This is a genomic window from Streptococcus sp., from assembly GCF_041802885.1.
Lineage (GTDB): Bacteria > Bacillota > Bacilli > Lactobacillales > Streptococcaceae > Streptococcus.
In genome coordinates this window covers 14,231-36,922 of record NZ_JBHCHN010000002.1, presented here as the reverse complement: position 1 = coordinate 36,922, position 22,692 = coordinate 14,231, and the positions used below count along the sequence as shown (strand labels likewise).

General features: G+C 45.1%; 23 protein-coding genes. 21 read left to right on the top strand and 2 right to left on the bottom strand.

Going from position 1 to position 22,692, the window contains the following annotated elements:
• Positions 1 to 62: 62 nt before the first annotated feature.
• Together ACEYCN_RS00365 and ACEYCN_RS00360 are read left to right on the top strand one after the other, a co-directional pair.
• Complete coding sequence (locus ACEYCN_RS00365; RefSeq protein ID WP_373712324.1) at positions 63 to 1,106, top strand: zinc-binding dehydrogenase; 1,044 nt, start codon at positions 63 to 65, stop codon at positions 1,104 to 1,106.
• A gap of 119 nt (positions 1,107 to 1,225) precedes the next feature.
• Positions 1,226 to 2,092, top strand: coding sequence for a VOC family protein (locus ACEYCN_RS00360; protein ID WP_373712323.1), 867 nt, complete (start codon positions 1,226 to 1,228; stop codon positions 2,090 to 2,092).
• Between the two features lie 30 nt (positions 2,093 to 2,122).
• On the opposite strand, the gene ACEYCN_RS00355 is transcribed toward ACEYCN_RS00360, so the two are convergent.
• Positions 2,123 to 3,079 (bottom strand): polysaccharide deacetylase family protein, encoded by a 957-nt coding sequence (locus ACEYCN_RS00355; protein ID WP_373712322.1) that lies wholly within the window; start codon positions 3,077 to 3,079, stop codon positions 2,123 to 2,125.
• Between the two features lie 143 nt (positions 3,080 to 3,222).
• Here ACEYCN_RS00355 and ACEYCN_RS00350 point away from each other — a divergent pair, with 143 nt between their 5' ends.
• From ACEYCN_RS00350 to ACEYCN_RS00310, 9 genes are all read left to right on the top strand, one after another.
• A complete protein-coding gene (locus ACEYCN_RS00350) occupies positions 3,223 to 4,509 on the top strand; it encodes a homoserine dehydrogenase (RefSeq protein ID WP_373712321.1) in 1,287 nt (428 codons plus the stop codon).
• Position 4,510: 1 nt separating this feature from the next.
• The gene (gene thrB, locus ACEYCN_RS00345) at positions 4,511 to 5,374 is read left to right on the top strand and encodes a homoserine kinase (protein WP_373712320.1); all 864 of its coding nucleotides are present in this window, start codon (positions 4,511 to 4,513) and stop codon (positions 5,372 to 5,374) included.
• A 261-nt stretch (positions 5,375 to 5,635) separates the two neighbouring features.
• Positions 5,636 to 6,658: an N-acetyl-gamma-glutamyl-phosphate reductase gene (argC, locus tag ACEYCN_RS00340; RefSeq protein ID WP_373712319.1), complete on the top strand. Its 1,023-nt coding sequence runs from the start codon at positions 5,636 to 5,638 to the stop codon at positions 6,656 to 6,658.
• A gap of 15 nt (positions 6,659 to 6,673) precedes the next feature.
• Positions 6,674 to 7,867, top strand: coding sequence for a bifunctional ornithine acetyltransferase/N-acetylglutamate synthase (gene argJ, locus ACEYCN_RS00335; RefSeq protein ID WP_373712318.1), 1,194 nt, complete (start codon positions 6,674 to 6,676; stop codon positions 7,865 to 7,867).
• A gap of 368 nt (positions 7,868 to 8,235) precedes the next feature.
• A complete protein-coding gene (argB, locus tag ACEYCN_RS00330; protein WP_373712317.1) occupies positions 8,236 to 8,970 on the top strand; it encodes an acetylglutamate kinase in 735 nt (244 codons plus the stop codon).
• 2 nt (positions 8,971 to 8,972) lie between these two features.
• Positions 8,973 to 10,103, top strand: a complete 1,131-nt coding sequence (locus ACEYCN_RS00325; RefSeq protein ID WP_373712316.1) for an acetylornithine transaminase — start codon at positions 8,973 to 8,975, stop codon at positions 10,101 to 10,103.
• Positions 10,104 to 10,236: 133 nt separating this feature from the next.
• Entirely contained in the window at positions 10,237 to 10,623 is a 387-nt protein-coding gene (locus ACEYCN_RS00320) for a nuclear transport factor 2 family protein (protein ID WP_373712315.1), read from the top strand.
• An 11-nt stretch (positions 10,624 to 10,634) separates the two neighbouring features.
• Positions 10,635 to 11,621, top strand: a complete 987-nt coding sequence (locus tag ACEYCN_RS00315; protein ID WP_373712314.1) for an aldo/keto reductase — start codon at positions 10,635 to 10,637, stop codon at positions 11,619 to 11,621.
• A 23-nt stretch (positions 11,622 to 11,644) separates the two neighbouring features.
• On the top strand, positions 11,645 to 12,487 hold the full coding sequence (locus ACEYCN_RS00310) for an aldo/keto reductase (protein WP_373712313.1): 843 nt from the start codon (positions 11,645 to 11,647) through the stop codon (positions 12,485 to 12,487).
• 154 nt (positions 12,488 to 12,641) lie between these two features.
• On the opposite strand, the gene ACEYCN_RS00305 is transcribed toward ACEYCN_RS00310, so the two are convergent.
• The gene (locus ACEYCN_RS00305; RefSeq protein ID WP_373712312.1) at positions 12,642 to 13,475 is read right to left on the bottom strand and encodes a LysR family transcriptional regulator; all 834 of its coding nucleotides are present in this window, start codon (positions 13,473 to 13,475) and stop codon (positions 12,642 to 12,644) included.
• Positions 13,476 to 13,780: 305 nt separating this feature from the next.
• Between ACEYCN_RS00305 and ACEYCN_RS00300 the strand changes: the two genes are divergently transcribed.
• The 10 genes from ACEYCN_RS00300 (at position 13,781) to ACEYCN_RS00255 (ending at position 22,629) form a co-directional block, all read left to right on the top strand.
• A complete protein-coding gene (locus tag ACEYCN_RS00300; protein ID WP_373712311.1) occupies positions 13,781 to 14,473 on the top strand; it encodes an N-acetylmannosamine-6-phosphate 2-epimerase in 693 nt (230 codons plus the stop codon).
• A gap of 193 nt (positions 14,474 to 14,666) precedes the next feature.
• Entirely contained in the window at positions 14,667 to 15,518 is an 852-nt protein-coding gene (gene ylqF / locus ACEYCN_RS00295) for a ribosome biogenesis GTPase YlqF (RefSeq protein WP_373712310.1), read from the top strand.
• Entirely contained in the window at positions 15,505 to 16,275 is a 771-nt protein-coding gene (locus ACEYCN_RS00290; protein WP_373712309.1) for a ribonuclease HII, read from the top strand. The genes ylqF and ACEYCN_RS00290 overlap by 14 nt, the downstream gene beginning before the upstream one ends.
• Positions 16,276 to 16,293: 18 nt before the next feature.
• A complete protein-coding gene (locus ACEYCN_RS00285; protein ID WP_373712308.1) occupies positions 16,294 to 16,569 on the top strand; it encodes a hypothetical protein in 276 nt (91 codons plus the stop codon).
• A gap of 60 nt (positions 16,570 to 16,629) precedes the next feature.
• Positions 16,630 to 17,472, top strand: coding sequence for a DNA-processing protein DprA (gene dprA, locus ACEYCN_RS00280; RefSeq protein WP_373712307.1), 843 nt, complete (start codon positions 16,630 to 16,632; stop codon positions 17,470 to 17,472).
• 91 nt (positions 17,473 to 17,563) lie between these two features.
• A complete protein-coding gene (gene topA / locus ACEYCN_RS00275) occupies positions 17,564 to 19,669 on the top strand; it encodes a type I DNA topoisomerase (RefSeq protein ID WP_373712306.1) in 2,106 nt (701 codons plus the stop codon).
• Positions 19,670 to 19,799: 130 nt separating this feature from the next.
• On the top strand, positions 19,800 to 20,504 hold the full coding sequence (locus tag ACEYCN_RS00270; protein WP_373712305.1) for a SatD family protein: 705 nt from the start codon (positions 19,800 to 19,802) through the stop codon (positions 20,502 to 20,504).
• A gap of 168 nt (positions 20,505 to 20,672) precedes the next feature.
• The gene (gene trmFO, locus ACEYCN_RS00265; protein WP_373712304.1) at positions 20,673 to 22,016 is read left to right on the top strand and encodes a methylenetetrahydrofolate--tRNA-(uracil(54)-C(5))-methyltransferase (FADH(2)-oxidizing) TrmFO; all 1,344 of its coding nucleotides are present in this window, start codon (positions 20,673 to 20,675) and stop codon (positions 22,014 to 22,016) included.
• 108 nt (positions 22,017 to 22,124) lie between these two features.
• Positions 22,125 to 22,358, top strand: a complete 234-nt coding sequence (gene relB, locus ACEYCN_RS00260; RefSeq protein ID WP_373712303.1) for a type II toxin-antitoxin system RelB family antitoxin — start codon at positions 22,125 to 22,127, stop codon at positions 22,356 to 22,358.
• Entirely contained in the window at positions 22,351 to 22,629 is a 279-nt protein-coding gene (locus tag ACEYCN_RS00255) for a type II toxin-antitoxin system RelE/ParE family toxin (RefSeq protein WP_373712302.1), read from the top strand. Before relB ends, ACEYCN_RS00255 begins: the two co-directional genes overlap by 8 nt.
• The last annotated feature ends 63 nt before the right edge of the window (positions 22,630 to 22,692 follow it).

The following is a 22,692-nucleotide window of genomic DNA, read 5'->3' as shown; positions in this document are numbered from 1 at the left end:
GTGTTATACTAGTGTAAAAGAAGTGGAAAGGCATATCTTCAAAAGATATGAAAGGTTTTTCTATGAAAACAGCAATTTTTGAAAAGGCAGGTTCTATGATTGTGGAGGAGGTTGCCAAACCAAGCCTTCAAGCTGATGATGATGTTATTATCAAAATTGTTCGGGCCTGTGTCTGCGGATCCGATTTGTGGTCCTATTCCCACGGTGATAACAAGGAAGGTCATTCTATCAACTCTGGTCATGAAGCCCTAGGCATTATCGAAGAGGTTGGATCTGCCATTACAACGGTAAAACCGGGTGATTTTGTCATTGTTCCTTTTACTCATGGTTGCGGTCACTGTGATGCCTGCCGGGCAGGTTTTGATGGAACCTGTGACAATCACCCTGGTTATAGCAACTGGGGTGGCGGTTACCAGGCTCAATATCTTCGTTTCCACTATGCCAATTGGGCACTGGTCAAGGTCCCAGGCCAGCCGAGCGATTATTCAGAAGGGATGATCAAATCCCTCTTGACCTTGGCAGATGTCATGCCGACTGGCTACCACGCTGCCCGTGTGGCCAATGTCCAACGTGGAGATAAGGTGGTGGTCATTGGTGATGGGGCTGTAGGCCAGTGTGCAGTCATCGCAGCTAAGATGATGGGAGCTTCCCAAATTATCATGATGAGTCGCCATAAGGACCGCCAAGAAATGGCCCTAGAATCAGGAGCCACAGCAGTAGTAGCAGAAAGAGGCCCAGAAGGGATTGCAAAGGTACGTGAAATTCTCGGAGGCGGTGCGGATGCTGCTCTGGAATGTGTCGGAACAGAAAGTTCCATTGACCAAGCCCTCGGCGTTCTCCACAATGGTGGCCGAATCGGTTTTGTTGGGGTTCCCCACTATAATAATCATCCACTGGGATCAACCTTTGCCCAAAACATCACAGTTGGTGGTGGGGCTGCATCCGTCACAACCTATGACAAACAAGTCTTGCTCAAGGCAGTGCTGGACGGGGATATTAACCCAGGCCGTGTCTTTACAGATACCTACCACCTGGATGATGTCAATCAAGCCTACCAAGATATGGCTGATAGAAAGGCTATAAAGGCGATGTTGCTGGTGGATTAAGTGAGGAAAACGGAAAATGATTTCCGTTTTCTTTTTGTTCAAATTTAAGATTCGATAGCATATTTTTGTCTTTTTGTCACTATTTAGTTATAATTTTTTTATAGAAAAGGAGGAAGAAGATGAGATATCCCTACCAATCCGAAATAAGTTTAGGCGAGGTGACACTAAATGTACATGATGTGGTAAGCCAAGCAGCGTTTTATAGTAAATACATTGGTTTTTCCATCCTGAGTCAGACAGATTCAGAAGCGGAACTGGGCTTGAAGGAGTCAAAGCAAGTTCTTATCCGCCTACTGAAGACAGATTTACCAGCTGAGAAAAATTATGGTCTCTTTCATATAGCAATCTTAGTTCCAAGTCGTCCAGCATTAGGAGCAGCCTTGAAACACTTGCTGTTATCCGGTGTCAACTTGACAGGTGGTGCAGACCACGGCTATAGTGAGGCTATTTATCTGGATGATCCTGAGGGAAATGGGATTGAAATCTATTGTGATAAGCCAGTCGAAGAATGGGATATCCGAAAGGATGACAGAATCATAGGAGTGACAGAAGAGTTGGATGCCAATGGCCTTTTGGCCAGCAGCCAGAATTTGAATACCTACTACTTGAACAAAGAGACAGTCATCGGCCATGTTCACCTGAGTGTGAGGGATGCTATGGCCTCATCCAAACGCTATCAGAAAATCTTTAACCTAGGAGACAAGATGACCATTCCATCGGCTTCCTGGATTGCTTCAGGAAATTACCACCATCATTTAGCTTTCAATCAATGGGCTGGTCCAAATTTAGCAAAGCGTGAGAAATATCGGCCAGGTTTGAATTATTTCACTGTTGCTTTTAACAATCCTATCCCATTCAAGGCTTCTCTCAAAAAGGCAATGCTCCATTCGGTGCCTATCCTAGAACGATCAGATACTTATTACTTCATGGAAGATGGGGATGGTCTGCGGATAAAGGTTATCCTTGAAAATGATTGTTTAAACTAAAGAAAAAATACGGAAAAAATTCCGTATTTTTTATGGAGTTGCAATTGTTTGAAGCAGTAGTTCCGCTGTCATGGAAGGAAGAACACGGACACGGTTGAGTGATAGGAGGCCATCGGCTGCAGAAGCAATTCCTTCATTGGTGGTCAAAGCCATTTTAAAATTATTTCTTTCTGCAATGGCAATAGTTTCTTCTGTATAGCTTCCTGATGGATAGGCAAAGGAGATTGTGTCTTGATCCAAGTTGCTATCTAAATAGCTTTTTGAATCTGCCAGCTCAGTATTTTGCAAGGCTGGGTCCGTATTGCCCAAGGCCGGATGAGTGACCGTATGACCTTGGAGTGAAATACCATTTTCTTTCATTTCCTTCATCTCGTCCAAACTGAGATTGGCTTCGTGTCCAACTGTACCTGTGATGACATTGTTAGTGGCTTTCATCCCATATTTTTTGAGAAGAGGATAGGCAATATCATAGAAGTCCCATAAACTATCATCAAAGGTCAACCAGACTGCTTTTTTGTCTTTCGGTACAACATTCTCGGTCAGCATCTTGTAGGCTTCTTCTGGAGATACCGCATAATAGCCAGCTTGCTGAAGCGCCTGAAGATGACTTTCAAAGGTTGTAGGGTCAACAATCAAGTTTGCATTCCCTTCTTCACCAGGAGCTATCACATGAATCGCATGGTACATTAGAATAGGAAGCTGGACTGGTTTCTCTTGTTTTTCCCAGACAATGTCTGTTGTAGGAGCAGGATCCTGTTCTTCTGTTGAAGAAAGAGTTGCCGCTTCAGTTGTAACTGGAACTTCCGAATTATTAGCTACTTTCTTTGGTTGTTGCTTGTTTGTTGTTTGGTGTCCAAGATTAGCTAGGTAACTTTCACTTTGAGTATAGATAACCCCAATAACCAAGGCAACTAACATCAGTAAGGTCAACATCAGTAGAAGCAGTTCCTTTTTATTTTTCTTTCCTTTACGATGAGCAGTTGCCATCATTTCCTCCTTCAGTAAAAACAGGTCAGTTATTTTGATTGATTTGTTTTTTTGCGTACTACGCTTATTATATCATAACATTCTTTGGAATAATATCAGAAAATTTGATATAATAGAAAAAATTATATTTAAAAGGAGTCATCATGACAGTCAAGATTGGATTATTGGGATTTGGTACAGTAGCCAGCGGTGTGCCATTTTTATTGACAGAAAACGCTGAAAAAATTAAGCAAGCTGCCCAAGATGACATTGAAGTGACCAAAATTTTGGTCAAGGATGATGCAGAAAAAGAGCGTCTCTTGGCTGCAGGTCATGATTATCACTTTGTTACTGACATTGATGAGTTGATTTTGGACGAAGAGATTTCCATTATCGTGGAGTTGATGGGCCGAATCGAGCCTGCAAAAACGTTTATTTCACGGGCACTCCAAACCAAGAAGCATGTCGTTACTGCAAATAAGGACTTATTGGCTGTTCATGGAAGCGAGCTTCGGGCTATCGCCAAGGAAAATGGCGTTGCTCTCTACTATGAAGCAGCGGTAGCGGGTGGGATTCCTATCTTGCGGACCCTAGCAAACTCTTTTGCTTCCGATAAAATCACTCGTATCTTGGGAGTCCTTAACGGAACCTCTAACTTCATGCTGACCAAGATGGTGGATGAGAGTTGGACCTATGAAGAAGCGTTGAAAACTGCGCAGGAACTGGGCTATGCGGAAAGCGACCCAACCAATGATGTGGAAGGGATTGACGCAGCCTATAAAGCTGTGATTTTGAGTCAATTTGCCTTTGGTATGACCATTGCTTTTGATCAGGTGAGCCACAAGGGGATTACAGGAATTACGCCTGAAGATGTAACTGTTGCTCAAGAATTGGGCTATGTCATCAAGCTTGTCGGTGATATCCAAGAAACAGCATCTGGTATTTCTGCTGAGGTGTCACCGACTTTCTTGCCAAAAGATCATCCGCTTGCCAGTGTTAATGGTGTTATGAACGCTGTTTTTGTAGAGTCTGTCGGTATTGGTGAGTCTATGTTTTATGGTCCGGGTGCGGGTCAAAAGCCGACTGCAGCTAGCGTGACAGCTGATATCATCCGCATTGTCCGTCGTTTGAAAGACAATACAATTGGCAAGGATTTCAATGAATTTTCTCGTCCGCTCCAGTTGGCAACTGCAGAAGATGTGAAGAGTGATTATTACTTCTCTATTTTGACGCCGGATGTTCAAGGGAAAATGCTACGCTTGGCTGAAATTTTTAACGCTCAGGCTATTTCCTTTAAGCAAATCCTGCAACAACCTTCCGATGAAAAAGAAGCCCGCTTGGTTATTGTGACCCACTCGATGAGCAAAAACCAGCTTGAAAATGTCACAAAGCAATTAGAAGAGGCAGCAGAATTCCGTGTCTCCAATGTCTTTAAGGTATTGGGGGACTAAAATGAAAATTATTGTACCTGCAACCAGTGCCAACATTGGACCAGGATTTGACTCAGTTGGTGTGGCATTGTCTAAATACCTATCCATTGAAGTCTTGGAAAAAACGGATAAATGGGTTGTTGAGCATGATTTGGAGTTTGTACCAAATGATGAGCGCAATCTCCTCATCAAAACGGCTCTTAAGGTCAGCAAAAACCTCCAACCCCATCGGGTTAAAATGACATCAGATATCCCCTTGGCGCGTGGTCTGGGCTCATCAAGCTCGGTCATTGTTGCCGGGATTGAATTAGCCAATCAACTGGGGCAGCTCAACCTATCTGATGAAGAAAAGTTACGTTTCGCAACGACTTTTGAGGGGCATCCTGATAATGTTGCACCGGCTATTTTTGGTAATCTTGTCATTGCAAGTTATGTTAACAAGCAAGTATCTGCTGTTGTGGCGGATTTTCCTGATGTAGCTTTTCTGGCCTTTATTCCAAACTATCAGTTGAGAACTAGTGATAGTCGCAATGTTCTTCCCAACCAACTTTCCCATAAGAAAGCTGTTGCTGCTAGTTCTATAGCTAATGTTGCGATTGCGGCCCTGATGAAGGGGGATATGGTCACTGCTGGAAGAGCGATTGAATCGGACATGTTTCATGAACAATTCCGTCAAAAATTGGTTCCAGAATTTTATCCAATCAAGCAGCTAGCAAGAGAAGTAGGAGCCTATGCCACCTATTTATCAGGTGCTGGTCCGACTGTTATGACTTTGTTGCCAAAAGATCAATTGGATGAGATGGTGGAGAAATTGGAGGCAAAACAATTCGATGGCCAGATTTGTCCATTGACAGTGGATAGCCAAGGCATTTGTATTGAAAACTAACTGACAGCATCTCCTGATTTGCAAGGAGATGTTTTTTTGTGTCCACATCCTCTGAATAGACAAAGCTCATCAGAAAGAATGTTTTATAATGTTAAATAAGACCACTATTCACAAGAATGGTGGTTTTTAGATGATTTTGCAAAAATTTCGCAATTTTGCTTATGAAAACGCATAAATTGCACATTTTTAAATAAAATCCTTGACATTTCATTCAAAACCCTTTAGAATGGTGTGTATATTTATACAAACGGAGTGAATAGAATGAAGGTTTCGATTGTTGGAATAACAGGTTATAGTGGCTTGGAGCTGGTTCGTATTTTGCATAATCATCCAAAAGTTGAGCTGGTTTCTATTCATGCAACCAAGGATTTGGGGAAAAAATTATCTGATCTCTATCCATATTTGCTGGGGATTTGTGATTTGGTCATTGAGGCCTTTGATACATCTGCTATTATGCAGCAGTCCGATTTGGTTTTTTTGGCCACTCCGAGTGGGGTTGCCAAGGATTTGAGTCAAGATTTTGTGACTGTTGGTTTTCCTGTCATTGACTTGTCGGGGGACCACCGCTTACCAGTTGCGAGCTATGAAAAATGGTATGGGAAAGCAGCTGCCAATCAGTTGATTTTGGACCAGTTTGTTTATGGGCTTTCTGAGTTTACTCCTGTAAAGGGCAAGAAATTCATCGCCAATCCAGGCTGTTATGCAACAGCCACCAGCTTAGCCCTAGCCCCTCTTTTGCATGCGGACATCATTGAGCCTGACTCCATCATCGTGGATGCTAAATCTGGCTTGACAGGGGCAGGCAAGGCCCTTAGCGAGTCCAGCCATTTTGTCAATGTCCATGATAATTATGTGACCTATAAACTCAACCGCCATCAGCATATTCCTGAGATTGTTCAGCAGTTGAAAACCTTCAATCATCAGCTAAACTATATTCAATTTTCCACCTCCCTTTTGCCAGTCAATCGCGGTATTATGGCGACTTGTTATGCAAAAATCAAGGAAGGTGTTGAGGTAGATGATATTGAAGCTGCCTTTAACCAAACTTATGCAAAGAAACCTTTTGTTCGTATCCAGAAGGAACTGCCAGAATTGTACAATGTCATCGGATCAAACTTTACGGATATCGGCTTTGCTTACAATCCTGTGACCCAGATTGTGACAGTTATCGCAGTCATTGACAACTTGGTCAAGGGAGCGGCTGGCCAAGCTGTTCAGAATCTCAATCTGATGATGGGATGGCCTGAAACCGAGGGCTTTATTATGGCTCCAAATTATTTATAGAATGGAAATGTAGAGATGAAAGTGATTAATGGAAATATTGCCAGCCCCTTGGGCTTTTCAGCAGATGGGCTCCATGCTGGTTTTAAAAAGAAAAAAATGGATTTCGGCTGGATTGTGTCAGAAGTACCTGCCAGCGTAGCTGGAGTTTACACGACCAACAAGGTCATTGCGGCTCCGCTCCTTGTAACTAAGGAAGCAGTAGAGAAATCCCAGAAGATGCGGGCAGTTGTGGTCAATTCTGGCTGCGCCAATTCCTGTACGGGTCAGCAAGGCTTGGAAGATGCCTACACCATGCAACAATGGACAGCGGACAAATTGGGTGTGGAGCCAGAAACCGTTGCTGTGGCCTCGACCGGGGTTATCGGAGAGCTAATGCCAATGGATACCCTGAAAAAGGGCTTGTCCAAGTTGGTGGTCAATGGCAATGCGGATGATTTTTCCAAGGCCATTTTGACAACCGATACGGATATCAAGACCGTGGCGGTGACGGAAATGTTTGGACGAGACGAGGTCACCATGGCAGGTGTTGCCAAGGGTTCAGGCATGATTCATCCCAATATGGCTACCATGCTGGCCTTTATCACCTGTGATGCGGTTATTTCCAGCGAAACCCTACAACTGGCCCTTGCCAAGACGGTTGAAAAAACCTTCAATCAAATTACGGTGGATGGTGATACCTCTACCAATGATATGGTTTTGGTTCTGTCAAATGGCTGCACCCTCAACAAGGAAATAGTGCCAGATACGGCTGATTTTGAGAAATTCACTGCCATGCTCAACTTTGTCATGCAGGATTTGGCCAAGAAAATTGCCAGAGATGGTGAGGGCGCGACCAAGCTTATTGAGGTCAATGTGGTCAATGCTCCCAATGAAGCGGATGCGCGGATGATGGCCAAGTCAGTGGTGGGTTCTAGTCTTGTGAAGACCGCCATTTTTGGAGAGGACCCTAACTGGGGAAGGATTCTGGCAGCAGTAGGCTATGCTGGTGTAGATGTTCCGGTTGAAAATATCGATATCAAACTGGGCGATCTTCCAGTCATGCTAGCTTCCAGCCCAGTATCCTTTGACGAAGAGGAAATGGCGGATGTTATGCAGGCTGATCAAGTGACCATCACTGTCGACTTGCACGCTGGAGAGGCACTTGGTCAGGCCTGGGGGTGTGATTTGTCATATGATTATGTCAAAATCAATGCTCTTTATCGCACTTAAGACTTCAGGTTAGGGTGTTAGTTTCTTTTGGCGTACTCCAGTACAGCCTGCAAGAAACTGCCTACTAACCTTTTGCCTTAAGCCCTGCATTTAATCATTTTTTGTCTGCGTCAGTTTGCCTTGTTGCTCTTTGGATTTAGTGGTTAATCAGACTTCAGGTGAGGGCCTTAGTTTCGTTTGGCCCACCCCAGTACAGCCTGCAAGAAACTGCCTACTAACCTTTTGTCTTAAGCCCTGCATGCAAACATTTTTTTGTCTGCGTCAGTTTGCCTTGTTGCTCTTTGGATGTAGTGATTTTGTAGAGTTTTTTGTCCACAAATTCGAAAAACCAGTGTTTATTATCTTATTTGAAAGAAGTGAATGTTCTTATGTCTCAAACCATTGTTATCAAAATTGGCGGTGTTGCCAGTCAGCAGCTGAGTCAGGATTTTCTAAACCAAGTAAAGGCTTGGAAGAATGAGGGTCATCGGCTGGTTATTGTCCATGGGGGTGGCTATGCCATCAATAAACTCATGAAAGAACAGTCCATTCCTGTCAAGAAAATCAATGGGTTGCGGGTGACCAGTCAGTCAGATATGGCCCTGGTTCACCATGCCTTGGTAGAGCAGGTTGGGCTTGACATCAGTAAGAAATTGCTGAAGATGGATATTGATTCCATTCAGCTCAAGGCTAGTTTGGCCAGAATTGTAGAAGCGGAATTTTTAGACCAAGAAACACTTGGCTATGTTGGCAAAATTAGTCAAATCCATCCCACATTTCTTGACCTGGTCTTGGAAGATGATTTTGTACCGATTTTAGCATCGCTGGGCTATAATAAGGCAGGTCAGGAGCTCAATATCAATGCGGACTATTTGGCAACTTCAGTGGCCAGTGCCCTCAAGGCGGACCGCTTGATTTTGATGACGGATGTGCCTGGAGTCCTGGAAAATAAGCAAGTCCTAGATGTCTTGAGGGTATCAGATGTGCAGGAAAAGATTGATCAAGAAATTATTTCTGGCGGGATGATTCCAAAGATTCAAGCCGCAGTAGAGACAGTTTTAGCAGGAGTGGGGCAGGTGCTCATCGGAGACAACCTCAGCACGGGCACCATTATTAGGGAGTGAGTATGAGCAAATTATTTCAAAATTACAAGCGGGCTGACCTGGAGTTTGTCAAAGCAGAAGGGGCCTACTTGTTTGATCAGGATGGGAAGAAGTATCTGGACTTTTCATCAGGCATTGGGGTTACTAATCTAGGTTTTCATCCCCAGATCAAGGCTGCCTTGGCCCAGCAGGTGGATGCCATCTGGCACAGTCCCAACCTTTATCAAAGCAGCCTGCAGGAGGAAGTAGCTGAAAAGCTGATTGGGACCTATGATTACCTGGCTTTTTTCTGCAATAGCGGGGCGGAGGCCAATGAGGCTGCCATCAAGTTGGCCCGCAAGGCCACTGGCAAGCAGGAAATCATCAGCTTTATCGATTCCTTTCATGGCCGGACTTTCGGAGCCATGTCTGCCACAGGTCAGGACAAAATCAAGGAGGGCTTTGGCGACTTGGTTCCGCATTTTAGCTATGCGACCTACAACGACCTAGACTCAGTCAAGGCTTTGGTCACCAATGAGACAGCCGCGGTCATGCTGGAGCTGGTTCAAGGTGAATCAGGGGTTCTTCCTGCCCAATCTGACTTCGTGAAAGGCTTGGCAGCCTTTTGCCAAGAAAAGGGAATCTTGCTCATCGTGGACGAGGTTCAAACGGGAATGGGGCGGACTGGGAAACTCTTTGCCTTTGAACATTATGGCATTCTGCCCGATATTGTCAGTCTTGCCAAGGGCTTGGCCAGTGGTGTACCTGCTGGGGCCATTTTAGGCCGTAGTCAGCTAAGTTCTGCCTTCTCTTATGGTAGTCATGGTTCGACCTTTGGGGGGAATAAGCTGGCCATGGCAGCGGCTTCCGCTAGTTTGGATCTCCTGAAAGCAGATGGATTTCTGGAGGCGGTTCAAGAAAAGAGCCAGCTTCTGATGAAAGAATTAAAAGAAGCCATGCACGATAAAAAATCAGTAGTAGACATCCGTGGTCTGGGTTACATGATTGGAATTGAAACGACTGGAGACTTGCCTGACTTGGTTGCTAAAGCCCGTGCCAAGGGCTTGATTATTCTGACAGCTGGTACCAATGTCATCCGCCTCTTACCACCATTGACCATTACTAATGACCAAATCCATCAGGCAGTAAGCATTTTAAAAAATATTTTTGACTAATCTCCTCGGAGATTGGTTTTTTTTTTTTTTGCTCAGTATTCATTTTATAAATACTGGTATGTGAAATCACTATTTTACAGAAGGTTTTTCCAGGAGTATACTATTTCTAAAGAAGGGATAAAGGAGGTAGTTTATGGTTCACATGATAGAAAACTTATCTGAAAAGATTTGGCAGGCCAAACTGGCAAACGCGATGGAGCCTGTCAAGGATTTGATTGCTGACAAAGCTCACTTTGTTCACATGGGTATTACCTTAGACAAGGAGGGAGAGTTGGAGGCATTTGATAGCCGAAAATTCGTCTATCAGGATGTCCAAGTTTTGGAACAAGTCCTAGAGGATTTTGGGCAAACAGCCGTGATTTACAAGAAATTGGTCTTAAAGGCTGTGGTCAAGGGTACTCCAGTTGAGAACCCCTTTGTCGTCACAGAAATTTTTTCAAAAACAGAGCAAGGATGGCAGCTGGTTACAGAATGCTACACACGAATCGCTACTGAGCTGGCGGATTATCGCTTTTTGTAGGAGGATAAAAGATGGAATATACAAAATTAGGTCAAACAGGGTTGGAAGTATCTAAATTATGCCTGGGTTGCATGAGTTTTTCAGACCCAAATCGTGGCTTTCATGCCGGATGGGTCCTCGATGAGGAAGCCAGCAGACAAATCATTAAAAAGGCACTGGATGCGGGTATCAACTTCTTCGATACGGCCAATATCTATGGCTATGGTTCAAGTGAAGAAATCTTGGGCCAGGCCCTGAAAGATTTTACAAATCGGGAGGAAGTGGTGATTGCTACCAAGCTGTTCTTTGGCGATGGTAGTGGTTCTGGTCTCAATACGACCAAGTTGTCTCGTAAGGCTATTTTTGCCCAAGTGGAGGCTAGCCTCAAACGCTTGCAGACGGATTATATCGACATACTTTACATCCATCGCTGGGACTATGATACTCCGATTGAAGAAACCATAGCAGCCCTCAATGATTTGGTCCGTGCAGGAAAAGTTCTCTATCTGGGAGCATCTGCCATGTATGCTTGGCAGTTCCAAAAGGCCCAATACATAGCTGAAAAGAATGGCTGGACCAAGTTCTCTGTCATGCAAAATCACTACAATCTTCTTTACCGTGAAGACGAAAGGGAAATGATTCCCTTCTGTAAGGATTCAGGAGTTGGCTTGGCGCCTTATAGCCCATTGGCAGCAGGTCGTGTGGTTCGGGACTGGTCCGCAGAAACCGCCCGTAGCCAGACGGACGAAGTGGCAAAATCCAAGTACGACGCAACAGAAGCTGAGGATCGCTTGATTGTGGAGCGGGTTGCTCAGCTGGCGGAAAAACACGGCAAATCGCGTGCACAGGTGGCTCTGGCTTGGTTATGGCAAAAGGGGATTGATTCTCCTATTGTCGGTGTGACCAAGGAAAAATACCTAGATGACTTTGTTGGGGCCTTTGGCTTTGAATTATCAACTGAGGAAATGGCCTTCCTAGATGAATTGTACCGCCCTCATGCCATTGTAGGGGCCCTATAAGAAAAATAAAAGAGGAATTATGTATGCAAGAAATCACCTTAAATAACGGCGTTACCATCCCCATTTTAGGTTTTGGTGTCTTCCAAATTCCAGCTGAAGAAACCAAGCAGGCTGTGCTGGATGCCATTGCGGCGGGCTACCGCCATTTTGACACCGCCCAGGCCTATGCCAATGAAAGAGAAGTTGGTCAAGCCATCGCCGAATCTGGACTTCCACGGGAAGAATTTTTCATCACCAGCAAGGTTTGGCTGGATAATTATGGCTATGAGAAAGCTGGCCAGTCTGTCCTTGATTCCTTGGAAAAAATGGGGCTGGACTACCTAGATCTGATGCTCTTGCACCAGCCATTCTCAGACTACTACGGGGCCTATCGGGCCTTGGAGGACCTGTATCGGGAGGGCAAACTTCGGGCTATCGGGGTCAGCAATTTCTATCCGGACCGCCTCAGTGATTTGGCAGCCTTTACTGAAATTACACCTCAGGTTAACCAGGTTGAAACCCATCCCTTTAACCAGCAAATCTTTGCTCAGGAAAACATGGTGAAAAATAAGGTTCAGATTGAATCCTGGGCGACCTTTGCAGAAGGGCGTAATGGCATTTTCACCAATCCAGTTCTGGAGGAAATCGGCCGCAAGTATGGAAAAAGTACAGCTCAGATTATGGTTCGCTGGCAGGTTCAAAGAGGAATTGTCTGCCTGACTAAAACGGTCAAACCAGAAAGGATGAAGGAAAATCTGGATGTCTTTAACTTTGAACTGTCAGATGAAGATATGAAGGCCATCGCTGGCCTCGACACCAAAACCAGTCTCTTCTTTAATCACCAGGATGCTTCGACAGTCGATCTCTTTGTCAACCTCATCCAGTAAAGACGGGGTAATATTTAATCAAGTTTGTGGAACTAGATTGCCTCACACCACCCTCTTTGATGACTACCATTCACCATCATCGGTTGAAACTCTGGCAGGATTTTTAGGAAAAAGCTTTTAATGAAAACAGCACTGGTAGCACCAGTGCTGTTTTTTACTTGCAACCAAAGAGGGAGAGAAGCTGCCTGTTTTTTTCAAGGACGGAGAGATAGAAGCTTTTGGTGGCTTCTGGATCCCTGATGGGAATATGGACTCGGCCTTGACTATTTTCTGAGAGGTCTTGGCTAATGTTGGTTGAAAAGCTGGGCAGGTTGGAGGCCTGAATCAGTTCTTCAAAGGTCTCCCAGTCCTTTTGAACGATAAATCTGGTCTGGGTCAGTGTCTCTACCAAGGACTGCCAAATACCCAAGTCGGAGCGAATCAGCATGGTCAAATCAGCCAAGTCTTTCAATTCAATCTCGTCCTTAGCTGCAAGGGGGTGGCTGGGATGGATAGACAGATAGAACTGCTCCATAAAGAGGCCAGCTGTCACAATACCCTCTTCATCGATCGGATGATTCGTCACAATCAGATGAAATTCTCCTGTCAGCAACCCTTTTTTGAGAGCAGGATTTGCCAGCAGCTTGATTTGCAGCTGGTTTTTTTGGTCTCTTTCCATCAGACGATTTTTCAACTCCCACTCGGCAGCGGGGGCACAGATGCCAGCAAAAAGACTGATTTGGTGTTGGTAATAATTCTGCACACCTTCCACAAATTCCTGACTTTTTGCAAGAAGGAGTTGGGCCTCTTGAACCGTATAGTGACCTGTTTCCGTCAGAACTAAGCGATTTCTTCTTCGTTCGAAGAGCTGAACCCCCAAATCTTCTTCCAGGCTTTGCATATTCCGCGTCAGTGAGGGCTGCGACATCAGCAAGACCTGTGCAGCTTTTGAGAGGGTTCCTTCCTGAGCAACTGTCACAAGCTGCTCAAGGAGCTGGAGATTGATCATGGTAACTCCTTTCCATGCCAAAGCAGATATTTCTTTTACTGCCATTTTACTATTTTTTAGAAAGTCTGTAAAACAAATCATGGACTTGACTGACTTCGAAATGTTTTCCTTAGCCAGAGAATGGGATAGCTTTATCTCTGAAAGTACTTTCAGGAGAAAGAGGGAAACTTTGATGGATTGAATATAAATTCTAAACGCAGTAAAGCTATTGCGCTAGAATACTTAGTACATTATAATATTAAATGTAAACGTTACCAATGTAAAAAACTTATTAAGGGACAGTGTCCAAGAAAGTGAGGCTTTCAATGAAGAAAGACCAATTGATTTCTCAAATTCAGGATGGCATCATCGTTTCCTGTCAGGCCTTGCCTGGTGAGCCCCTGTATGTTGAGGAGGGAGGAGTGATTCCCCTTTTGGTCAAGGCAGCAGAAGAGGGGGGCGCAGTTGGGATTCGTGCCAACAGTGTCCGAGATATAAAGGAGATAAAGGAAGTCACCAAGTTGCCGATTATCGGCATTATCAAACGGGACTATCCACCCCAAGAGCCATTTATCACTGCAACCATGAAGGAAGTGGATGAATTGGCTGCCCTGGACATTGCAGTCATTGCCTTGGATTGTACCAATCGGGAACGCCATGACGGCTTGAAAATCGTCGATTTTATCCACCGGGTCAAGGAAAAATACCCAGACCAACTGTTAATGGCCGATATTTCTACCTTGGAAGAGGGCCTTCAGGCCTTTGAAGCTGGTGTTGATTTTGTTGGAACCACCTTGTCTGGCTACACCTCTTATAGTCGCCAAGAGGACGGACCGGATATTCAATTGATTGATCAACTGTGCCAGGCCGGGGTAGATGTCATTGCTGAAGGCAAGATTCATGAACCAGCTCAGGCCAAAAAAATCCATGATTTGGGTGTTAAGGGCATTGTTGTCGGCGGTGCCATCACAAGACCAAAGGAAATCACTCAACGTTATGTAGCGGCTCTGAATGACTAAGTGCCTAGCCAAGACCTATTTTGTAATCAAATTCCTTTCCAGCTATTTAATATAGCTTGAAGTCTCCAAAATCAGAAAGAAAGCAGAAGTCTCAAACCCAATCAATATGACAAATGGCAAGCAATTTACCCACAAAAATGGTAGAATGAAAGGTACATGACAAAAAAAGAATATTCAAAGAAGGAGAAAGTACATGGCAATAATCCAATGGTTTCCGGGCCATATGTCCAAGGCCCGCCGTCAGGTCCAGGAAAACCTCAAACATGTTGATTTTGTGACCATTCTGGTTGATGCCCGTTTGCCCCTGTCCAGTCAGAACCCCATGCTGACTAAAATCGTAGGCGACAAGCCCAAACTCATGATTCTCAACAAGGTGGACTTAGCAGACCCTATTCGGACCAAGGAATGGCAGAGCTACTTTGAAGGACAGGGCATTAAAACCTTGGCTATCAACTCAAAAGAGCAGGCGACGGTGAAAAAGATGACTGAGGCAGCAAAAAGCCTCATGAAAGACAAGATTGAGCGTCTCCGCCAAAGAGGTATTCAAAAAGAAACCCTGCGAACCATGATTATCGGGATTCCAAATGCCGGCAAATCCACCCTCATGAACCGACTGGCAGGCAAGAAAATCGCTGTCGTCGGCAACAAACCAGGTGTCACCAAGGGCCAGCAATGGCTCAAGACCAACAAGGATTTGGAAATCTTGGACACACCAGGGATCCTTTGGCCTAAGTTTGAAGACCAAGAGGTCGGCCTCAAACTGGCGCTGACAGGTGCCATCAAGGACCAGCTCCTGCCCATGGATGAAGTCACTATCTTTGGCTTGGACTATTTCAAGGCCAACTATCCAGAGCGCTTACTGGAGCGCTTTAAGGGCATGGACTTGGAGCAGGATACACCAGAGTTGATTATGACTTGGACACAAAAACTAGGCTTCCGAGATGATTATGACCGTTTTTACCAGCTCTTTGTCAAGGAGGTTCGAGACGGGCGCCTAGGAACTTATACATTAGACAAGGTGAGTGATTTGGATGGCAACGATTAAGGAAATAAAAGCTACCTTGGAAGATGTAACTGACTTAGCAGACCCGCGCTGGGTAGACTTTGAAGCCGATAGCAGAAGTGGTGTACAAAAAGTCATTTTACAGCGAAAAAAAGCGATTGAGGCTGAAGAAGCAGAAAATGAGCGTCTTGAGTCCATGCTTCGCCATGAAAAGGAAATCTACGCACAAGGATTTCAGCTGATTGCCGGTATTGACGAAGTGGGCCGCGGGCCCTTAGCAGGTCCAGTGGTGGCAGCAGCAGTCATTCTGCCCAAGGGCTGCAAAATCAAGCACCTCAACGACTCCAAGAAAATCCCCAAATCCAAGCACGAAGCCATCTATCACGAAGTCATGGAGCAAGCAGTAGCAGTGGGAATTGGCATAAAAGATGCACAGGTTATCGACCAAGTGAACATTTACGAGGCGACCAAGCTGGCCATGCTGGAGGCCTTGGGCAAGCTAAACCCAGCCCCTCAGCACCTCCTGATTGATGCCATGAAGCTGGACACCCCCATCCCTCAGCAGTCTATCATCAAGGGCGATGCCAATTCCTTATCGATCGCAGCGGCTTCCATCGTGGCCAAGGTGACCAGGGACAGGTTGATGGTCGACTATGACCAAACCTATCCAGGCTATGGCTTTGCCAAAAATGCAGGATATGGCACCGCAGAGCATCTGGAAGGACTGGAAAAATACAGGATTACCCCTATTCATCGTAAGACTTTTGAACCTATCAAATCTATGATGAGAAATCGTTGAAGCTAGAGGAGATAAAATATGTATCCAAGAAGATTTTCAAGAATAATTGCCGAAAAGGCTGTAGAAAAAGTGGAGAAAAGTCAACATCGCAATCTTATTTTGATAATAGGATTACTTGGCTTTGGTCTATTCATGCTGGTTGTTGCAATGATGAATATTTTTTCTGAAGCTACCCCTGATCCGACAACACGTTGGATTGGAGTAGTCATCTGTATCTTACTTTCCTTCCTTTCATTCTCCATTGGAATAGTTTTATGGAGTCAGAAAAAAGAAGAGAATAAGGATTTGCCCTAAACTTTCAAACCGTTCAGTCACAAGCTGAGCGGTTTTCGAATAGATTAAGTGGAGGTAGTTATGAACAATTTTGAAATTTTTAAATTAAAGAAAGCTGGTTTGTCCAATTTGCAGGTCAATAAGGTCCTGATATATCGTGAAAAGACTGGAAAGTCACTCAGTCTGCGCAATATTGCCGTGGTTTCCGAAACCAGCAAGCCCACCCTCTTCATGGAGCAATACAAGGCCCTGGATGTCAAGGCCTGCCGCGAAGAATTTAATCGTTTTCCTTCCTTTTCCATCCTAGACAAGGTCTATCCGCAAGCTCTGAAAGAAATTTACAACCCGCCGACACTCTTGTTTTATCAAGGAAATTTAGAACTCCTAGACTATCCAAAACTAGCTGTTGTCGGTACCCGAAATGCTAGTAAAACTGGCGTTCAGTCTGTCCAAAAGCTGATTAAGGAGCTAGACAACCGCTTTGTCATTGTCAGCGGATTGGCTCGGGGGATTGATACCGCAGCCCATATTGCCAGTCTCAAGAACGGCGGTAAGACCATCGCCGTCATCGGTACAGGCCTCAGCCATACCTATCCTAAGGAAAATCGTCAACTGCAGCGCTATATCGCCAAAAATCACCTACTCTTATCCGAATACAATTCTGACCAACCCGCCCTCAAATACCATTTTCCTGAGCGCAATCGCATCATCGCTGGTTTAGCTGGAGGAGTCCTAGTGGCGGAGGCCAAGATGCGGTCTGGCAGTCTCATCACCTGCGAACGGGCCCTTGAGGAGGGTAGGGATATTTTTGCCGTACCAGGCTCCATTTTAGATGGAAAATCAGATGGCTGTCATCACCTGATCCAAGAGGGCGCAAAGTGCGTCGTATCAGGTTTTGACATCCTTTCAGAGTACCAGGGATAAAGCGTGTTTTCCTATAGGAAAAAGAAATTTCTTGACACTTGCTTGAAAATAGTATATCCTTTGTGAAGTTAAACTATTAAAAGGGATCTAAATGGCTACGAAAACAAGCAAAAAGAAAACAAGCAGCAAAAAAACAGCTGGTCAAAAAAACCTGGTTATCGTGGAGTCACCGGCCAAGGCCAAGACAATTGAGAAATATTTGGGCCGCAACTACAAGGTTGTGGCTTCTGTCGGACATATTCGTGACTTGAAAAAATCAACCATGTCCATTGACTTTGAAAACAACTACGAACCGCAGTATATCAACATCCGTGGCAAGGGTGACTTGATCAATTCTTTGAAAAAAGAAGCCAAAACGGCCAAAAAAGTCTTTCTGGCAAGTGACCCGGACCGAGAAGGAGAAGCTATCTCATGGCACTTGGCCCACATTCTGAACCTGGATGAGTCCGAGGCCAATCGGGTCGTCTTCAACGAAATTACTAAGGATGCGGTCAAAAACGCCTTTAAGGAGCCCCGCACCATCAATCAAGACCTGGTTGATGCCCAGCAGGCCCGCCGCGTTTTGGACAGGATTGTTGGATATTCCATTTCGCCCATTCTTTGGAAAAAGGTCAAAAAAGGCTTGTCAGCAGGTCGTGTCCAGTCAGTGGCCCTCAAGCTCATCATTGACCGGGAAAATGAAATCAACAACTTCAAACCAGAAGAATACTGGACTATTGATTCCACTTTCAAAAAAGGCAACAAAAAATTCCAAGCTAGCTTTTATGGCCTAGATGGCAAGAAGGTCAAGCTGGAAACCAATGACCAGGTCAAGGAAGTCTTGTCCCGTATCCAGAGTGATGACTTCAATGTGGATCAGGTGGAGCGCAAGGAGCGCAAACGCAATGCTCCCCTCCCTTACACCACCTCAACCATGCAGATGGATGCGGCCAATAAGCTCAATTTCAGAACCCGTAAGACCATGATGGTGTCCCAGCAGCTCTACGAAGGAGTCAGTCTTGGAACAGGTGGAGCACAAGGTTTGATTACCTATATGCGTACGGATTCTACCCGTATCAGCCCTATTGCCCAGGCCCAGGCGGCAGACTTTATCACAGACAAGTTTGGCGAAAAGTATTCCAAGCATGGCAGTCGGGTTAAAAATGTTTCTGGAGCTCAGGATGCTCACGAGGCCATCCGTCCTTCCAATGTCCAACTGACACCTGACTCTATTGCCAAGTATTTGGACAAGGATCAACTCAAGCTCTATACTCTTGTCTGGAACCGCTTTGTGGCTAGCCAAATGACAGCCGCCATCTTTGACACCATGAATGTTCGTCTGGGACAAAATGGCGTCATCTTCACTGCCAATGGAAGCCAGGTCAAATTTGACGGTTACATGGCTGTCTACAACGACTCCGATAAGAACAAGATGTTGCCAGATATGGAAGAGGGTGATACCGTCACACGGACCAGCTCCAATCCTGAACAGCATTTCACGCAGCCACCTGCCCGCTATTCAGAAGCAACCCTGATTAAAACCCTGGAAGAAAATGGAGTTGGACGTCCATCCACATACGCCCCAACCATTGAAACCATTCAAAAACGCTACTATGTCAAATTGGCCTCCAAACGCTTCGAGCCAACGGAGCTGGGCGAAATTGTCAACAAGCTGATTGTGGAATTTTTCCCTGATATTGTCAACGTCACCTTTACTGCCGAAATGGAGCAGAAATTGGATGATGTCGAGATTGGTAAGGAGCAGTGGCAGAAGGTCATCGATGGCTTTTACCAGCCCTTCAAACTTGAATTGGCCAAGGCCGAGAGCCAAATGGAAAAAATCCAAATCAAGGACGAGCCAGCTGGTTTTGACTGTGATGTTTGTGGTCAGCCAATGGTTATCAAACTGGGCAAATACGGCAAGTTTTATGCCTGCTCCAATTTCCCAGATTGCCGCAATACCAAGCAGATTGTCAAGGCCATCGGCGTCACCTGCCCCCTTTGTCAAGAAGGCCAGGTCATCGAGCGCAAGAGCAAACGAAACCGCATCTTCTATGGATGTGACCGCTACCCAGCCTGTGAGTTTACTTCTTGGGACAAGCCAGTCGGCCGTTCTTGTCCAAAATGCGACCATTACTTGGTCGAGAAAAAGGTCCGAGGCGGTGGTAAGCAAGTCGTCTGCCCCAATGGTGACTATGAAGAAGAAAAAGTGAAATAAAGAATTGAGTTTACATAAGATTGTTTATGTAAACTTTTTTTGTCTATTCTAATAGAAAATCAAAACTCTTTCCGTTATAATAGACATTTATCAAATTGTCTGTTATAATGGACTTAAAAGGAGGCTTCATATGGACTACATAGCTATTATTGGAGATATGATTGATTCAAAAGATATTGCAAATCGTTTTGAAGGCCAGCAGCAGCTCAAAGCCTGCTTGGACAAGCTAAACACAAAGTATCAGGCTGTCCTGGCTTCCAAGTTTTCCATTACCTTGGGAGATGAATTTCAGGGTTTGCTCATGGCTGAAGCTCCTCTTTTCCAGATGATTGATGAAATCAACCAATCGATGGAGGGGATCAATCTGCGTTTTGGCATTGGTCTGGGAAAGATTCTGACAGACATCGATCCAACAGTCAGTCTTGGAGCAGATGGTCCAGCCTACTGGTATGCAAGGGAGGCTATCAACTACATCCACCAGAAAAATGATTACGGCAATACCCAACTTGCCATTCGGATGGATGAAGAAGAAGCAGAAGAAGTAATCAACAGCCTGCTTGCTGCCAGTGAGGCCATCAAGGCTAGCTGGAGAGACAGTCAGAAGGTCCTGCTACAAACCCTTCTGGAATTGGGCATCTACGAGGAACGCTTTGAACAGCAAGCTTTAGCTCAAGCCCTCCAGCTCAACTCCAGTGCCCTGTCCAAACGCCTGAAAAGTTCCAGCATCAAGGTCTATTTACGGGCCAGGAATTCAGCCTTGAAACTGCTACAAGCTAGCATTCTTAATGGAGAAACAGGCCCTCAAGAGACCCAGAATCCCGATTTTTTGGTATAATAGGTCAGTAAAATATTGAATACTCTATGAAAATTAAAAATTATCTAGGAGATGAGGCGCAGGCTGTACTGGTGTACGGCAAGCTGATATCGACAAGAAATCATTTTGATTTTCGAAGAGAATTAGAAAGATTTGTGTTAGTTCATCTAACAAAGAGGTATTAGTGTATTGTCTCAATCTAAAGCAACTTATATCAACGTCATCGGAGCTGGTCTTGCTGGCTCTGAAGCAGCCTATCAGATTGCCAAGCGTGGCATTCCCGTCAAACTTTACGAGATGCGGGGTGTCAAACCCACTCCCCAGCACAAGACCGACAAGTTTGCTGAGTTGGTTTGTTCCAACTCCTTCCGTGGTGATAGTTTGACCAATGCGGTTGGGCTGCTCAAGGAAGAAATGCGTCGTCTGGATTCCATTATTCTTCGGGCTGGCGAGGCTCACCGAGTGCCTGCTGGTGGTGCTATGGCCATGGACCGAGAAAATTTCTCTCAGGCAGTGACAGATGAGATTCACAATCATCCCCTGATTGAGGTCATCCGTGGTGAGATTACTGAGATTCCTGAAGATGCTATTACAGTTATTGCGACGGGGCCTTTGACGTCTGACGCCTTGGCAGAAAAGATTCACGATCTCAATGGTGGTGATGGTTTTTATTTCTACGATGCGGCAGCACCGATTGTGGACAGCTCGACCATTAACATGGACTTGGTCTATCTCAAGTCCCGTTATGACAAGGGCGAGGCTGCCTATCTCAATGCACCGATGAACAAGGAGCAGTTCACTGCTTTCTACGAGGCCTTGATTTCTGCCGAAGAAGCACCACTCAATTCCTTTGAAAAAGAAAAATACTTTGAAGGCTGTATGCCAATCGAAGTTATGGCCAAACGCGGTATCAAAACCATGCTCTATGGTCCAATGAAGCCAGTTGGTCTGGAATACCCAGAAGACTACAAGGGACCACGTGACGGAGAATACAAGACACCTTATGCAGTTGTCCAGCTCCGTCAGGACAACGCAGCAGGTAGCCTTTATAACATCGTTGGCTTCCAAACCCACCTCAAGTGGGGTGAGCAGAAGCGGGTTTTCCAGATGATTCCAGGACTTGAAAATGCGGAGTTTGTCCGCTACGGCGTTATGCACCGCAATTCCTACATGGATTCGCCAAACTTATTGGAACAGACTTTTGCGACCAAGAAAAATCCAAATCTTTTCTTTGCAGGTCAAATGACAGGAGTAGAAGGCTATGTCGAGTCTGCCGCCTCTGGCTTAGTGGCCGGTATCAACGCTGTTCGCCGTTTCCGTGGCGAAGAGCCAGTCATTTTCCCACAGACCACAGCCATCGGCGCTCTGCCATTTTACATCACCCATACCGAAAGCAAGCACTTCCAGCCTATGAATGTCAACTTTGGCATCATCAAGGAGCTGGACGGCCCCCGTATCCGCGATAAGAAGGAACGCTACGAAGCAATAGCAGAGCGTTCCCTCAAGGATTTGGAAGAGTTTTTGGCCTACTAAGTTGATCAGTTTTCCCAGACACCTTCGGGTGTCTTTTGTGTACATCATTGACTTTTTTTACATTTCAGATTATAATGTTTACATAGTAAACATTTGGAGGTGAGAGGCATGTCCACACTATCAAAACCAATCGCAGTGCGCTTCGATGAAGATTTGGTTCAACTGATTGAGGAAATTTCTTCTGGTCAGCATATGACCAAAACTGATTTTATTCGAGAGGCTGTTTTAGAAAAGCTGGAAGATATGTACGATATTGCCAAGGCAGATGACACCTATAAAGAATGGGTAGAGGCTGGTAAGAAAACCCTCAGTCACGATGAGATGATGAAGCGCTATGGCTAAATATCGGGTTGAATACGCTCCTAGTTTTTTTGCAGACATGGACAAGCTTGATAAAGGCGTTAGTCGGAAGATTGCCAACTGGATTGATAAGCACTTGGTAGATGTCGACTTTCCCCGTTCTCCCGGAAAGTACCTGACGGGCAATCTATCTGGCTATGTCCGTTTCCGCGTTGGCAACTATCGCATCATTGCTGCTGTGGACGATGGAGAGTTAGTATTGCTCAATCTCCATGTAGGCCATCGTTCAGATATTTATAAGAAGTTGAAATAATTCCCAGACACCTTCGGGTGTCTTTATGCTATACTGGACTTAGTAAAGGTGAAAGGGGAAAAT

What these genes read in the sequence shown, in the direction of transcription:
- ACEYCN_RS00365 (WP_373712324.1), top strand. Translation starts at nt 63, where the DNA reads ATGAAAACAGCAATTTTTGAAAAGGCAGGTTCTATGATTGTGGAGGAG.
- ACEYCN_RS00305 (WP_373712312.1), bottom strand. Translation starts at nt 13,475, where the DNA reads ATGATCAATCTCCAGCTCCTTGAGCAGCTTGTGACAGTTGCTCAGGAA.
- ACEYCN_RS00300 (WP_373712311.1), top strand. Translation starts at nt 13,781, where the DNA reads ATGAAGAAAGACCAATTGATTTCTCAAATTCAGGATGGCATCATCGTT.
- ACEYCN_RS00290 (WP_373712309.1), top strand. Translation starts at nt 15,505, where the DNA reads ATGGCAACGATTAAGGAAATAAAAGCTACCTTGGAAGATGTAACTGAC.
- ACEYCN_RS00285 (WP_373712308.1), top strand. Translation starts at nt 16,294, where the DNA reads ATGTATCCAAGAAGATTTTCAAGAATAATTGCCGAAAAGGCTGTAGAA.
- ACEYCN_RS00360 (WP_373712323.1), top strand. Translation starts at nt 1,226, where the DNA reads ATGAGATATCCCTACCAATCCGAAATAAGTTTAGGCGAGGTGACACTA.
- ACEYCN_RS00270 (WP_373712305.1), top strand. Translation starts at nt 19,800, where the DNA reads ATGGACTACATAGCTATTATTGGAGATATGATTGATTCAAAAGATATT.
- ACEYCN_RS00325 (WP_373712316.1), top strand. Translation starts at nt 8,973, where the DNA reads ATGAGCAAATTATTTCAAAATTACAAGCGGGCTGACCTGGAGTTTGTC.
- relB (WP_373712303.1), top strand. Translation starts at nt 22,125, where the DNA reads ATGTCCACACTATCAAAACCAATCGCAGTGCGCTTCGATGAAGATTTG.
- argJ (WP_373712318.1), top strand. Translation starts at nt 6,674, where the DNA reads ATGAAAGTGATTAATGGAAATATTGCCAGCCCCTTGGGCTTTTCAGCA.
- ACEYCN_RS00320 (WP_373712315.1), top strand. Translation starts at nt 10,237, where the DNA reads ATGGTTCACATGATAGAAAACTTATCTGAAAAGATTTGGCAGGCCAAA.
- ACEYCN_RS00310 (WP_373712313.1), top strand. Translation starts at nt 11,645, where the DNA reads ATGCAAGAAATCACCTTAAATAACGGCGTTACCATCCCCATTTTAGGT.
- ACEYCN_RS00315 (WP_373712314.1), top strand. Translation starts at nt 10,635, where the DNA reads ATGGAATATACAAAATTAGGTCAAACAGGGTTGGAAGTATCTAAATTA.
- ACEYCN_RS00350 (WP_373712321.1), top strand. Translation starts at nt 3,223, where the DNA reads ATGACAGTCAAGATTGGATTATTGGGATTTGGTACAGTAGCCAGCGGT.
- ACEYCN_RS00355 (WP_373712322.1), bottom strand. Translation starts at nt 3,079, where the DNA reads ATGGCAACTGCTCATCGTAAAGGAAAGAAAAATAAAAAGGAACTGCTT.
- argB (WP_373712317.1), top strand. Translation starts at nt 8,236, where the DNA reads ATGTCTCAAACCATTGTTATCAAAATTGGCGGTGTTGCCAGTCAGCAG.
- ylqF (WP_373712310.1), top strand. Translation starts at nt 14,667, where the DNA reads ATGGCAATAATCCAATGGTTTCCGGGCCATATGTCCAAGGCCCGCCGT.
- topA (WP_373712306.1), top strand. Translation starts at nt 17,564, where the DNA reads ATGGCTACGAAAACAAGCAAAAAGAAAACAAGCAGCAAAAAAACAGCT.
- ACEYCN_RS00255 (WP_373712302.1), top strand. Translation starts at nt 22,351, where the DNA reads ATGGCTAAATATCGGGTTGAATACGCTCCTAGTTTTTTTGCAGACATG.
- dprA (WP_373712307.1), top strand. Translation starts at nt 16,630, where the DNA reads ATGAACAATTTTGAAATTTTTAAATTAAAGAAAGCTGGTTTGTCCAAT.
- thrB (WP_373712320.1), top strand. Translation starts at nt 4,511, where the DNA reads ATGAAAATTATTGTACCTGCAACCAGTGCCAACATTGGACCAGGATTT.
- argC (WP_373712319.1), top strand. Translation starts at nt 5,636, where the DNA reads ATGAAGGTTTCGATTGTTGGAATAACAGGTTATAGTGGCTTGGAGCTG.